Here is a 12,969-nt window from a genome sequence, read left to right on the forward strand (position 1 = left end):
CTGGCCAGCCTACGCCTGCTTTGTTCCATCTCCGTCGAACGTCTGACGAGGGGGAACGGTTCGGCTGCGGGTGAACCTCGCTGCGGAGACCGGAACCCTCACGTAGGTTCCGGCCATGGTTGATCATCGCTCCATTGACGTCGGGGGCATCCTGCTGAGCTTTCAGGTCTCGGGTCCCCCGGACGCTCCACCAGTCGTCCTGCTGCACGCGCTGGGCGAGGACGCGACCGACTGGAATTTCGTCGCTGCCGCGCTCGCGGCCGGCCGACGCGTCTACGCCCTCGATCTTCGCGGTCACGGCCGGAGCGCTTGGCCCGGGGAGTACTCGCTGGAGCTCATGCGGGCCGACGTCATCGGTTTCCTGGACGCGCTCGCGCTCGACCGGGTGGACCTGATCGGGCATTCGATGGGCGGGATCGTGGCCTGCCTGCTCGCCGAGGAACATCCGCGGCGGGTGAACCGGCTCGTCCTGGAGGACGTTGCGGTTCCACGTCCGCGCGCGAAGACGACCCCGACGAGGCCGGAAGGCGAGCTGACCTTCGACTGGGACATGGTGCTCGCCATCAGGAAGCAGATCGACGCGCCTCCCGCTGCGTGGCTGGAGCGGCTGGGTCTGATCACCGCGGAGACGCTCGTCGTGGGCGGCGGTCCGCCCAGTCATGTGCCTCAGGACGGCGTGGCCGAGTTGGGCAGGCTGATCCCAGGCGCCCGGGTGGTCACCATCGCGGCCGGGCACCTGATCCACAGGGTGGAACCGAAGGCGTTCACGGAAGCAGCGGGGACGTTCTTGGGATGTGCCGTTGAGGAGGGCCAACAGTCATGGTGAGCAAGCGAGTTGTTCTCGTTACCGGCGGTGGTACGGGGATCGGCGCGGCCACAGCCCGTCTGCTGGGCGAGGCCGGGCACCACGTCGTTGTCTCGGGACGCCGGCCGGAGCCGTTGGAGCGGCTCGCGAAGGAGACCGGAGTTCTCGCCCACCCGTCCGACATCGGTGATCCCGACGCCGTGCGTGATCTCGTCGCGGCGTCCGTGGCTGCCTACGGCCGACTCGACGGTGTCGTGCTCAATGCCGGCGTGGGGAGAGGTGGAGCGGTCGGCGACCTGTCGGTCGAGGACTGGGACACCGTCATGCGGACCAATGTCACCGGCCCCTTCCTGCTCCTGCGCGCCGCACTCCCGCACCTGCTGAAGGCCAAGGGCTCCGTCGTCGCCGTCGCCTCGGTCTCCGCGCTGCGCAACGGGTCGGCCAACGCCGCGTACGCAACGTCCAAGGCGGCCCTCCTCCAGCTGTGCCGCTCGCTCGCCGTCGACTACGGGCCACATGGGCTGCGCGCCAATACGGTGTGCCCCAGTTGGGTGCGTACCGAGATGGCCGACCGGCGGATGGTGCGATTCGCCGAAGAGGCGGGGCTGGGGGAGGGCGGCGTCGATGTGGCGCACGGCGTCGATGCGGCGTACGAGGAGGCGACCCGGCTGCTTCCCGCAGGCCGCCCCGGAGAGCCGCACGAGGTCGCCGAGGCGATCGCCTGGCTGCTCTCGCCCGCCGCGTCGTTCGTCAACGGGGCGGTGCTCACCGTCGACGGCGGGGCGACGGCGCTCGATCCCGGGACCGTCGCCTTCGACTTCCGCATCGAGCCCCGTGCCGAAGGCAGCTGATCCCCCTCGCTGATAGTGAATCTGCGGCACCGGCGCGCGATGATTCCGTGCCGCAGGGGGAGTCTTCCTTCCGACCGCACTCTCGAGAAGGTGGACTGATGACCAACCTGCACGACACCCTTCAGGTGAGCGTCAGCAACGGATCGGTGCCGGGCGCGGTGGGCCTGGTGGCCCGCGGCGACCGCGTCGAGGTGGCGGCCGTCGGTTCCGTCGACGGCACCGCGCCGATGGCCAGGGATTCGATCTTCCGTATCGCTTCGCTCACCAAGCCCGTGGTCGCCGCGGCGGTCATGATGCTGGTCGAGGACGGCCGCATCGCGTTGGACGACCCGGTCGGCCAGTGGCTGCCGGAGCTGGCGAAGCCGACCGTCGTTCGCACGCCGGGCAGTCCGGTCGACGACGTGGTCCCGGCAGCGAGGCCCATCACCGTGCGCGATGTGCTCAGCTCCCGCGCCGGGCACGGCTTCCCGTCGGACTTCTCGCTCCCGGCGGTCCAATTGCTGTTCAGTGAGCTGAAGCAGGGACCGCCGCGGCCCCAACTCGTCGCGGCGCCGGACGAGTGGATGGGGGCGCTGTCCGGTATTCCGCTGCTGTACCAGCCGGGGGACGCGTGGCTGTACAACACATCCTCTGACATTCAGGGCGTTCTGATCGCCAGAGTCTCGGGCCGTCCGCTGCCCGTGTTCCTGGCCGAGCGGCTGTTCGAGCCGCTCGGCATGAGCGACACCGGATTCGAGGTCCCGGCCGACAAGCTCGACCGGTTCACCAGCTACTACCAAGCGGATCAGGAGGGCGCACTCGAACTGGTCGACGCCCCCGACGGGCAGTGGAGCAGCCTCCCGGTGTTCCCGTCCGGTGCCGGGGGGCTGGTCTCGACCCTCGACGACTGGCACGCATTCGCCCGGATGCTGCTCGCCGAGGGGACCGTCGGCGGCCGCCCCCTGCTGTCGCCCGAGTCGGTGCGGCAGATGACCACCGACCAGCTGACCCCGTCCCAGCGCGCTGCGGGCACGTTGTTCCTGGAGGGCCAGGGCTGGGGCTTCGGCGGCTCGGTCGACATCGAGGCCATCGACCCCTGGAACGTCCCGGGACGCTACGGCTGGCTCGGCGGCACCGGAACGGCAGCGCACATCACGGCGTCCACCGGCGCGGTCACCATCCTGCTCAGCCAGCGTGCGATGTCCGGACCGACTGCGCCCGATCTGATGCGGGACTTCTGGCGGTACGCGGCCGCCACCTGAGACCGGGCGTGGTGCGGCTTGTCGTCCCCCGCCGCCGGTTCACATGGATGGGTGCTCGACGTTGGCTCGACGACGCGGCCTGCGAGTGCCCCCGAGGCGAGGCGCAACTGCTGGTCGGCGGGCCTGCTTGCCTTCACTTAGCTAACGAATGAGCGCCGTTGCTATCTCGTTAGGATTGTACTTCTTGACGCTTTTATGGGGGTGGAGTTGACTTCCAGCCACCTCGGCCGCAGTAACGCGGTCGGTCAGGGAGGTTGAGTTCCACAGATGAACGCACTACTGCGTCGTTCCGCCGTTGCTGTCGCCGCATCCACCATGGCTGTCTCGCTCGCTGCCTGTGGCGGCGATGAGGGCTCGGGCGTGAGGATGAGCGACGACATCACCGTCGGTCTGCTCCTTCCGGAGAACGAGGCTGCTCGCTACGAGAAGTTCGACCTGCCGGTCATCAAGGAGAAGATCGGACAGCTGACGAACGACAAGGGCAAGGTGGTCTACGCCAACGCGAAGCAGGACGCGACGCTGCAGAGCCGGCAGGTCGAAACGATGGTCGCCGACAAGGTCGATGTGCTGATCGTGGACGCGGTGGACTCCAAGGCCATCGCGGGCTCGATCAAGAAGGCCCACGACGCAGGTATCCCGGTCGTCGCCTTCGACCGTCTCGCCGAGGGGCCGATCGACGCCTACACCTCTTTCGACAACGAAGAGGTCGGCCATGTGCAGGGCAAGGCGCTGCTCACGGCACTCGGCGACAAGGCCAAGGACGGCCGGATAGTGATGATGAACGGTGCCGTCACCGACCCGAACGCCGCCATGTTCAAGAAGGGCGCGCACACGGAACTCGACGGCAAGGTCAATATCGGCGAGGAATACGACACCAAGGACTGGAAGCCGGAGAACGCCACCGCGAACATGGAGGCGGCGATCGACTCGATCGGCAACGACAAGATCGTCGGTGTCTACTCCGCCAACGACGGCATGGCGGGCGGCGTCATCGCCGCCCTGAAGTCGGCCGGTATCTTCCCTATCCCGCCGGTCACCGGCCAGGACGCCGAGCTCGCCGCCGTGCAGCGCATCGTCGCGGGCGAGCAGTACGCCACCGTCTACAAGCCGTACGCGCCGGAGGCCGCTGCCGCCGCCGAGATGGCCATCCTGCTGGCCAGGGGCATGGAGCTCGGCATGGCTCAGACGGACGTCGACAGCCCGACCACCAAGGCCATCCCCTCGGTGCTGGTCCCTGTCATCTCTGTGACCAAGGAAAACATCGGGGAGACGGTCATCAAGGACGGCGTCTATACGGCCGCGGAGATCTGCACCCCGAAGTACAAGGCAGCCTGCGCCCAACTCGGTCTGAAGTAGGACCTCACCCGGCAGCGGCACCGCGACTCCAGGGGTGCCGCGGGCCGGGCTCAGAGGGGCCGATCTGCCCTCAGCCCTTGTCGCCGGGCCGGTCCTGGTCGCCGCTCTCGCTGTCGGCCGCGCTGTTGAGCACCTTGAAGTCCTTGTCCAGGTGGACATCCGTCTGCATGCCGTCGGTGAGCGTGACCTCGACCTCGTAGTAGCCCTCTTCGTCGCCGACCTCGGTGCCGGTGACCGTGCCGCCGCCGGTGTGGGCGAGCGCGGCGCTGCTTGCCCTGTCGAGGGCTGGTCCGGTGATGGCCGGTGTGCTGTCGTCGTCGCCGGAGCCCGCCACGGCAATGCCCGTGCCCGCGCCGATGAGGGCGGCCGCGGCCGTCGCGCCGACGATCCACATGGTCCTGCGGTTCATGGCTGCTGCCTCTCGCCGAGGGTTGCTGTGCGGAAACATGATGCGCCGGCCCACCTGAAGGGACGCTGAACCGGCCGACGCCGGTGGCCCGCCCAGTTGGGCATCCGCATCGCTTTCGTGATCGATGCGGCGCATTATGGGGGGCATGGCGAAGCCGACCATCCTGACCGTCGATGACGATCCGGGAGTCTCCCGAGCCATCGCCCGTGACCTCCGACGCCGGTACGGCGACCGGTATCGGGTTATTCGTGCGCCTTCGGGTGAAGAGGCATTGGACGCCTTGCGCGAGGTGAAGCTGCGAGGCGAGCCGCTCGCCGTGATGATCGCCGACTACCGCATGCCGACGATGAACGGCGTGCAGTTCCTCGAAGCGGCCATGGACCTCTTCCCGCTGGCCAGACGGGTGCTTCTGACGGCGTACGCCGACACGGGCGCGGCCATCGACGCGATCAACATCGTCGATCTCGATCATTACCTGCTCAAGCCGTGGAGTCCCCCGGAGGAGAACCTCTATCCGGTGCTGGACGCACTGCTGGAAGTGTGGGCGAGCGCACCCGACCCGGAGGTCGGAGAGACAAGGATCGTCGGCCACCGCTGGTCGGCGCCGTCCTTCGCCGTACGGGAATTCCTCGCCCGTAATCTCGTGCCCTACCGCTGGATCGCCGCCGACGAGCCCGAAGGCGGGCGGCTCCTGGACGCGGCCGGCCTCAGTGCCGATGATGTGCCCCTGGTGATCACGGCCGACGGCAAGACCCTGCAGGCGCCGACCGAGGCCGAACTCGCCGCCCAGGTGGGGCTGAGCACCACCCCCGCCGCAGACTTCTACGACGTTGTCGTCATCGGCGCGGGCCCCGCAGGTCTCGGCGCCGCCGTCTACGGGGCCTCCGAGGGCCTGCGCACGGTGCTGGTGGAGCGGAGTGCGACCGGTGGGCAGGCCGGTCAGAGCAGCCGTATCGAGAACTACCTGGGCTTCCCCGACGGAGTGTCCGGTGCGCAGCTGACGGACCGGGCACGTCGGCAGGCGACCCGTTTCGGCGCCGAGATCCTCAGTGCGCGGGAAGTGGTCTCGCTCGAGGCGGCAGGGGCAGGCCGGGTGCTGCGCTTCAGCGACGGGACCTCGATCGGGGCCCACACCGTCGTCCTGGCCACGGGCGTCTCCTACCGGCGGCTTGAGGGGCCGGGCCTTGACGAGTTCACCGGAGCGGGCGTGTTCTACGGCTCGGCGTCCTTCGAAGCGGCCAGCTGCACCGGGGAAGACGTGTACATCGTCGGAGGAGCCAACTCCGCGGGCCAGGCCGCCGTCTACTTCTCCCGCTACGCCGAGCGCGTCCATCTCCTCGTGCGCGGCCCCGACCTGACCCGGGCCATGTCGCACTACCTGATCCAGCAGATCGAGAGCATCCCCAACATCCAGGTGCACCCGCACACCGAAGTGGCGGGCGGCGAGGGCGAGTCGCATCTTGAGCGCCTGGTACTGCGTGACAACCGCACCGACGCTGTCACCACGACCGATGCCTCATTGCTCTTCGTCTTCATCGGCGCCGAACCGCCGACGCAGTGGCTGGAAGGCGTCGTCTCCCGCGACGAACGGGGCTTCGTGCTGACCGGCCCCGACCTGCTGTCCGAGGGGGCGCGCCCCGCGGGATGGCCGCTGGCACGGGACCCGTACCACCTCGAGACCAGCGTGCCCGGTGTCTTCGCCGCCGGCGACGTACGGGCCGACTCGGTCAAACGGGTCGCTTCCGCGGTGGGGGAAGGCGCCATGGCCGTCTCCCTGGTGCACCGCTACCTGGAGGCGCAATGAATGCCCCGATCCGCGACAGGCTCAGCCCGGCCGAACTGCAGACCCTCTTCCTCTTCGAGGCCCTCGACGACAAGCAACTGGCCTGGCTCTCCGAGCGCGGCCGCGTCGAAGTACGTCAGGGCGGAACGCCCGTCTACTCCCAGGGCGAGCCCGCCACCTGCTTCTTCGTGCTTCTCAGCGGCACCGTCGCCGTCGTGCGCCGTCTCCACGGCGATGACATCGAGTTCGGCCGCACCGACCAGGTGGGCGTCTACAGCGGAGCCACTCAGGCCTACCTCGGGGACCGGGTGGACCAGGTCTACCCCAACAGCCTGAAGGCCATCACCGACGTCGAACTCTTCGTGCTGCCCGCCGAGGAGTTCGCCCACGCGATACGCACCTGGTTCCCCATGGCCCTGCATCTGCTCGAAGGCCTCTTCTTCGGCACCCGCGCCAGCAACACCATCATCGGCGAACGCGAACGCCTGGAGGCCCTCGGCTCACTCACCGCCGGACTCACGCACGAGCTCAACAACCCCGCGGCCGCGGCCGTACGAGCCACCGACACCTTGCGCGACCGGGTCACCAAGATGCGCCACAAGCTCGCCCTCATCGCCGACGGCCGGGTCGACGGCACCCGCCTGCACCATCTGGTCGAGATGCAGGACGAGGCCGTCAAGCGCGCCTACAACGCCCCCAAGCTGTCGGCGATCGAGGCCGCCGACGCCGAGGACGAGGTCACCGACTGGCTGGAGGACCACGACATCGACCGGTCCTGGGACATCGCGCCCGTCCTGGTCGCCGGTGGCATCGACCCCGCATGGCTGTCCGCGGCCACCGACAGCCTGGGCGACGAGAACCGGCAGGCCGCAGTGGGCTGGCTCATGTACACCATCGACACCGAGCTGCTGATGGGGGAGATCGAGGACGCCGTCAGCCGCATCTCCGGCCTCGTGGAAGCGGCACGCCAGTACTCCCAGCTCGACCGCGCCGCTCAGCAGCCCGTCGACGTCCACGAACTCCTCGACGCCACCCTGGTGATGCTGCAGGCCAAGATCCCCCCGGGCGTGCGGGTGGTGAAGGAGTACGACCACGACCTGCCGGCCGTCCCGGCGTACGGCGCGGAGCTCAACCAGGTCTGGACGAACCTCATCGACAACGCGCTCGGCGCGATGAACGGCAGCGGCACCCTCACGATCGCCACCTGGCGCGACGGCGAACACCTCTTCGTCGAGGTCCGCGACACCGGTCCCGGCATCCCCGCCGACATCCGTCCGCGGATCTTCGAGCCCTTCTTCACCACGAAGCCGGTCGGCGAGGGCACCGGCCTGGGCCTCGACATCTCCTACCGCATCGTGGTCAACAAGCACCACGGCGACATCAGAGTGGACTCGCAGCCGGGCGACACGAGATTTCGCGTATGCCTGCCGATCACACCGCCCACGGACGCCGAGGAACCGCCACCCGCCGCTGCCGAAACGTCCCGGGCCTCCCCGACTTCCCCGACTTCCCGAACCCAACCTGCCTCCGGATGAGCGAGGAGAGAACTGATGGCACACGACCAGATTCCGGGCATCGACCTCGCAGCCAGGCCGAGCGGTGACGGGTGCGCCGAGTGTCTGGCCGGTGACGGTCCAGGCTGGTGGTTCCACCTGCGGCGCTGCGCCGAGTGCGGGCACATCGGCTGCTGCGACTCGTCGCCCTCACAGCACGGAACGAAGCACGCGAAGCAGGTGGGGCACCCGTTCATCACCAGTTTTGAGCCGGGGGAAAGCTGGTTCTGGAACGTGAACACACAGGAGTACTACGAGGGGCCGGAGTTGGCTCCCCCCACCTCGCATCCGATGAGACAGCCGACACCGGGCCCTGCGGGCGCGGTGCCCGCGGACTGGGAGCGGCACCTGCACTGACGCAGGGGGCCGAACCGGCGTCGTCCGCCTCGTTGGTGTCCCGGACGCGGCCCGGGGGCGATCTTCACCGGTCGGCCGGAGAATGGGGCGTGGCGGCTTCGCCGTCAGGCGATGAGCGTGCCCCCAAGGGTTTTGGGGTCTGGAGGTCGTGGGCCATGCAGTCTGTGACAGTCCGGAGCGGAGCATGGGCCTCGGCCGTGCGCGTCCGGAAGGCGCAGGGGGAACAAGGGATGGTCGGGCTGCCGCCCCCGAATACCGGGCCGGCGCGGCCATGACGGCCGAGTCCTTCGAGGGGGAAAGTCGCTCTCCCGGCCTGGTGGACGGCGGGCATCCGGCGACGCAACCGAGCAGCGCGCCAGCCGCCTCGCGAGACGAACTCGTGGCCATTCAGAACGTGGCGGCGCGACTGAGAGCCGCCTACCCTCAGGCCGACGCAGCCACCGTAGAGGCGACGGTCGGGACTGCATACGGCTCATTCCGCCAGGCCAGGGTGAGAGCTTTCCTCCCGATCCTGGTCGAACGCCGAGCCCGGACAGTGCTCGGTGCTGCTGCCCGTGCGGCGGTGGGGGAAGCAAGGACGTTCCAGCCTCCGCCCGCGGCGGGGAGCGGGCCGTGACCATCGGATGAGTTGGCGCTTTCCCGTGCCCGGTGTGCCGGGCCTCGCCGTCCTCAAGGGATACCGGCGCGGCTGGCTGCGAGGCGACCTCGTGGCCGGGGTCACCGTCGCGGCCTATCTCGTGCCGCAGGTCATGGCGTACGCCAGCGTCGCCGGTCTGCCGCCGGTCGTGGGGCTGTGGGCGATCCTGCCGGCCATCGTCCTGTACGCCTTTCTCGGCTCGTCACGGCTGCTGTCGGTGGGTCCCGAATCGACGACCGCGCTGATGACCGCCACGGTGGTGGGGCCGCTGGCCGGCGGTGATCCCGCGCGGTACGCCGTCCTGGCCTCGGCGCTCGCCGTCGCCGTCGGCCTGATGTGCCTGCTGGCGTGGGCTGCGCGGCTCGGCTTCGTGGCTGACCTGCTGTCGCAGCCCATTCTGATCGGATATCTCGCCGGCGTCGCACTGATCATGATGGTGGACCAGCTGACCAAGCTCACCGGTGTCCCGACGGAGGGCTCCGGCTTCTTCCCGCAGCTGCTGTCCTTCGTGCAGAACCTGGGTGAGGCGCATCCGGCGACGGTGATCTTCAGCGCCGTGGCCCTGCTCTTTCTCTTCCTGGCGGCCCGCCTGCCCCCCACGGTCCCCGGTCCCTTGCTGGCCGTCGTGCTCGGTACGGCCGTGGTGGCGGCTTTCGGTCTGGAGGACCACGGCCTCGCGGTGATCGGGGAGATCCCGGCCGGGCTGCCGGGCCCGAAGCTTCCGGCGCTGGGCGACCTGCCCGAGCTGCTGCTTCCCGCGGCCGGTGTCCTGCTCGTCGGCTACACAGACTTCATCCTCACCGCGCGTGCCTTCGCCACCGACGACAGCGGGCCGCGCCTCGACGCCAACCAGGAACTCCTCGCCCCGGGCGCCGCGAACCTCGGAGCCGGCACGCTGCAGGGATTCCCGGTGAGCAGCAGCGCCAGCCGGACCGCGCTCGCACAGTCGGCAGGCGGACGCACCCAGGGGTATGCGCTCGTCGCGGGTGCGGCCGTACTGGCCGTGCTCCTGTTCCTCAGCCCGCTGCTCCACAGCACACCCACGGCCATACTTGGCGCGCTGGTCGTCTACGCCGCCGTGCGGATGATCGACCTGTCAGGCTTCCGACGGCTGGCCTCCTTCCGGCGCAGGGAACTCCTGCTGGCCGTCGGGTGTCTCGGCGGGGTCCTGGTCCTGGACATCCTCTACGGGGTGCTCGTGGCCGTGGGCCTGTCGGTCGTCGAGCTGCTGAGCAGGGTGGCGCGACCGCACGACGCCGTCCAGGGCATGGTGCCCGGCCTGGCCGGCATGCACGACGTCGACGACTACCCGCAGGCGCGGATCATCCCCGGGCTGCTGGTCTACCGCTACGACTCCCCCCTGTTCTTCGCCAACGCGGAGGACTTCAGACGCCGAGCCCTGGCAGAGGTGGCCGCGCAGGAGAGTCCCGTCAGGTGGTTCGTCCTCAACGCGGAGGCCAACGTGGAGGTGGACATCACCGCGCTGGACGCGCTGGACGCACTGCGACGGGAACTGACCGGACGCGGCATCGAGTTCGCGATGGCGCGCGTCAAACAGGATTTGCGGGACGAACTGGAGGCGTACGGGCTCACCCGGTCCGTGGGCGAGGACCGGATCTTTCCCACCCTGCCCACGGCGGTGGCCGCGTACCGCGCCTGGTGCGGGGAGAACGAGAACGGTGGCGGCGGCCACCCGGCCGACGGGTCCCCCGGCAAGATCGGCCGGACAGGGCCTAGGTTCAAGCGTTGCCGAAGAGCTGTTCCAGGACGACCGCCACCCCGTCCTCCTCGTTCGACGCGGTGTGCCGCGGCACCGCAGCGAGTACTGCCGGATGCGCGTTGGCCATGGCGTAGCCGGTGCCTGCCCATTGCAGGATGGTCAGGTCGTTCGGCATGTCGCCGAACGCGACCACTTCCGTGGCGTCGATTCCGCGTGCGGCGCACAGTGCGGCCAGGGTGCTTGCCTTGCTGACACCCGGCGCGCTGATCTCCAGCAGACCGGCCCCGCCCGAGTGGGTGAACTGCGCCACCCCGCCTGCCGAGGCTTCCGCGGCTGCGAGCAGGAAGTCCGCGTCGAGCTGCGCCGACCAGGCGAGCAGCTTGGTGATGGGGACATTGGTCAGCCACAGGTCCGGCAGGGACGCCACGGCGATCTCGGTGTCGGCGGCTCCGGGGAATCGCAGCCCGAACCCCGACTCGTACAGGACCTGGTGGCCGGTTTCCACGGCGAAGCCCAGTCCGGGTGCGGCTTCCGAGAGTGCGGTGGCCACGTGGCGGGCGGCGGCTACGGGCAGGGCTCGTGTTTCGACGACGGTGCGTGCCGTGGCGTCGTAGACGAGGGCACCGTTGCTGCATACCGCCGTTCCGACCAGCCCGCTGGCTGTGGTGAGCATGTCGACGAAGCGGGGCGGCCGGGCGGTGACGAGGACGACCTCCGCGCCGGCGTCGACCGCGCCGCGCAGCGCGCGAACGGTGCGCTCCGAGAGAACACCGCCGCTGCGCAGGAGGGTGCCGTCGAGATCGGTGGCGATCAGCCGAGGAGGATGCATCGCCCGATGTTACTGAACTGCCCGGCGCACGCCCTGTCTTCAGGCCCGGAGCCTGGCGGGGGCCTCAGCTGCTGCCCGTGGCGAGCTTCCCCAGCCGCCGCCAGTCCATCGGCGGCCTCGTCGGGGGCACACCGGGGCGGTCGCGCGGAACCCGTACGCGCAGGGCCCGCGGCTGGATCCGGCAGCGGACGGGCGTCGGCAGGGTCAGTGCCTCGCCGTCCACGCCGACCTGGACTTCGGGCTCGTCCGCGTCGACGACCACCTCACGGACAGTCAGCACAGTGAGTCCGTGCGCATGTTTGCCGCGAAGCAGGTCGGCTGCTTGCGCCGGGCTGTCGACCTTGATGCCCAGGACGCCGAGGATGCCGGAGTCCAGCCGGTCCCGGCGCCCCAGTCCGGCGCGATCGCCCACTTGGTACGGGTTGTTGCTCACCAGTACGGCCTGGGGCTCGTGTACGGCATCGGGCTCGCCGGTCGCCTCGTCGGCGGCGCGCAGGACCAGGCGGGGCCCGCTCCGGTAGGTGAGCAGGTCCGGAATCATCCGCATGATGGTGCGCACCTTGTCGTTGCGGTAGGCGGGGCTCTGCACCACTGCGGCGTACGTGCCGAAGGAGGCGTTGTTGACGAAGGCGAGCTCTCCGATGAAGCCCAGGTCGACACGGAGTTCGACGCCGTCGGTGAGTGCGTCGAGGGATGCCGACGGGTCGTCCCGGTCGAGGCCCAGATCCAGGGCGAAGTGGTTGCGCGTTCCTGCCGGGAGGACCAGGAAGGGAATGTCGTGTTCCGCGGCGACCGCGGCGACCTGGGCCTGTGTGCCGTCGCCGCCCGCGACGCCGAGCAGGTCGGCGCCATCGCTGATGGCCCGGCGCGCGAGCTCGGCGACATCTCGTGGACCGCCGGGCTCCAGCACCAGAACCTCGGCGCCCAGTGCCTCGGCCTTTTCCCTGAGGTGGAACTTCCCCACCTTTCCCCCGCCCGACCAGGGGTTCATGATCAGGAACGGACGTTTCGGGGGCGGAGTACGGAATTCAGGAGTGGGCGCGGGTTTCGGGGGCCTGAGGGCAGCCCGGCCTGCGGAGCCCGCCGCCGCGCACAGTGCGAGGGAGCCGACGACCACCCACAGCAGGTCGTACAGCGCGTACAGCACGATCACGGCCACCGGTGCGGCCGCCCCCACCACGAACGCGAGCATCCTGCCGAGTCCGCGGCGGGTCAGTGCCCACCACGCGCAGGCCGCGCTCAGGGCCAGTCCGCCAAGCCCCAGGGCCACCAGGGCCACGCTCTTCAGTCCCGCGAACACCAGCGGCAGGAGTAGGGCCGCGGCTCCAGCGGCAATCGCCGAACGAGCGAGCCAGCGTCTCGCCCGGGCGCTGCGCGCTCCGGCCACGATGTCCATGGACCCTCCCGCCGCCGGCTGTGGCTCATTGC

The 12,969-nt window shown here is 69.6% G+C and carries 11 protein-coding genes and 1 pseudogene; 9 read left to right on the plus strand and 3 right to left on the minus strand.

Features of this window, described 5'->3' with window-relative positions:
• The first annotated feature begins 115 nt into the window (after window positions 1-115).
• The 4 genes from OOK40_RS23250 to OOK40_RS23265 all read left to right on the plus strand — a co-directional run bounded on the left by OOK40_RS23250 (window position 116) and on the right by OOK40_RS23265 (window position 4,253).
• On the plus strand, window positions 116-826 hold the full coding sequence (locus OOK40_RS23250) for an alpha/beta fold hydrolase (protein ID WP_266485241.1): 711 nt from the start codon (window positions 116-118) through the stop codon (window positions 824-826).
• Window positions 820-1,656, plus strand: a complete 837-nt coding sequence (locus OOK40_RS23255) for an SDR family NAD(P)-dependent oxidoreductase (RefSeq protein ID WP_266485244.1) — start codon at window positions 820-822, stop codon at window positions 1,654-1,656. The genes OOK40_RS23250 and OOK40_RS23255 overlap by 7 nt, the downstream gene beginning before the upstream one ends.
• 98 nt (window positions 1,657-1,754) lie before the next feature.
• A complete protein-coding gene (locus OOK40_RS23260; protein ID WP_266485247.1) occupies window positions 1,755-2,897 on the plus strand; it encodes a serine hydrolase in 1,143 nt (380 codons plus the stop codon).
• Between the two features lie 267 nt (window positions 2,898-3,164).
• On the plus strand, window positions 3,165-4,253 hold the full coding sequence (locus tag OOK40_RS23265; RefSeq protein WP_266485250.1) for a sugar ABC transporter substrate-binding protein: 1,089 nt from the start codon (window positions 3,165-3,167) through the stop codon (window positions 4,251-4,253).
• A 70-nt stretch (window positions 4,254-4,323) separates the two neighbouring features.
• Here OOK40_RS23265 and OOK40_RS23270 read toward each other — a convergent pair whose 3' ends face one another.
• Window positions 4,324-4,662 (minus strand): hypothetical protein, encoded by a 339-nt coding sequence (locus tag OOK40_RS23270; protein ID WP_266485253.1) that lies wholly within the window; start codon window positions 4,660-4,662, stop codon window positions 4,324-4,326.
• Window positions 4,663-4,807: 145 nt separating this feature from the next.
• Between OOK40_RS23270 and OOK40_RS23275 the strand changes: the two genes are divergently transcribed.
• The 5 genes and pseudogenes from OOK40_RS23275 to OOK40_RS23290 form a co-directional block, all read left to right on the plus strand.
• Complete coding sequence (locus OOK40_RS23275) at window positions 4,808-6,466, plus strand: FAD-dependent oxidoreductase (protein WP_266485256.1); 1,659 nt, start codon at window positions 4,808-4,810, stop codon at window positions 6,464-6,466.
• Window positions 6,463-7,980 (plus strand): ATP-binding protein, encoded by a 1,518-nt coding sequence (locus OOK40_RS23280; protein ID WP_266485259.1) that lies wholly within the window; start codon window positions 6,463-6,465, stop codon window positions 7,978-7,980. The genes OOK40_RS23275 and OOK40_RS23280 overlap by 4 nt, the downstream gene beginning before the upstream one ends.
• A gap of 15 nt (window positions 7,981-7,995) precedes the next feature.
• The gene (locus OOK40_RS23285) at window positions 7,996-8,355 is read left to right on the plus strand and encodes a UBP-type zinc finger domain-containing protein (protein ID WP_266485261.1); all 360 of its coding nucleotides are present in this window, start codon (window positions 7,996-7,998) and stop codon (window positions 8,353-8,355) included.
• Between the two features lie 271 nt (window positions 8,356-8,626).
• Window positions 8,627-8,971: a three-helix bundle dimerization domain-containing protein gene (locus OOK40_RS35515; RefSeq protein ID WP_368078519.1), complete on the plus strand. Its 345-nt coding sequence runs from the start codon at window positions 8,627-8,629 to the stop codon at window positions 8,969-8,971.
• Window positions 8,972-8,978: 7 nt separating this feature from the next.
• Window positions 8,979-10,658 (plus strand): annotated as a pseudogene (locus OOK40_RS23290) (SulP family inorganic anion transporter); the annotation flags it as partial.
• 73 nt (window positions 10,659-10,731) lie between these two features.
• Here OOK40_RS23290 and OOK40_RS23295 read toward each other — a convergent pair.
• Both OOK40_RS23295 and OOK40_RS23300 read right to left on the minus strand, forming a co-directional pair.
• Window positions 10,732-11,541, minus strand: coding sequence for a Cof-type HAD-IIB family hydrolase (locus OOK40_RS23295; protein WP_266485263.1), 810 nt, complete (start codon window positions 11,539-11,541; stop codon window positions 10,732-10,734).
• 64 nt (window positions 11,542-11,605) lie between these two features.
• On the minus strand, window positions 11,606-12,937 hold the full coding sequence (locus OOK40_RS23300) for a diacylglycerol kinase family protein (RefSeq protein ID WP_266485266.1): 1,332 nt from the start codon (window positions 12,935-12,937) through the stop codon (window positions 11,606-11,608).
• Window positions 12,938-12,969 lie beyond the last annotated feature (32 nt).

Origin of the sequence: Streptomyces sp. NBC_01481, assembly GCF_026339995.1 — a bacterium.
Classification (GTDB): Bacteria; Actinomycetota; Actinomycetes; order Streptomycetales; family Streptomycetaceae; genus Streptomyces.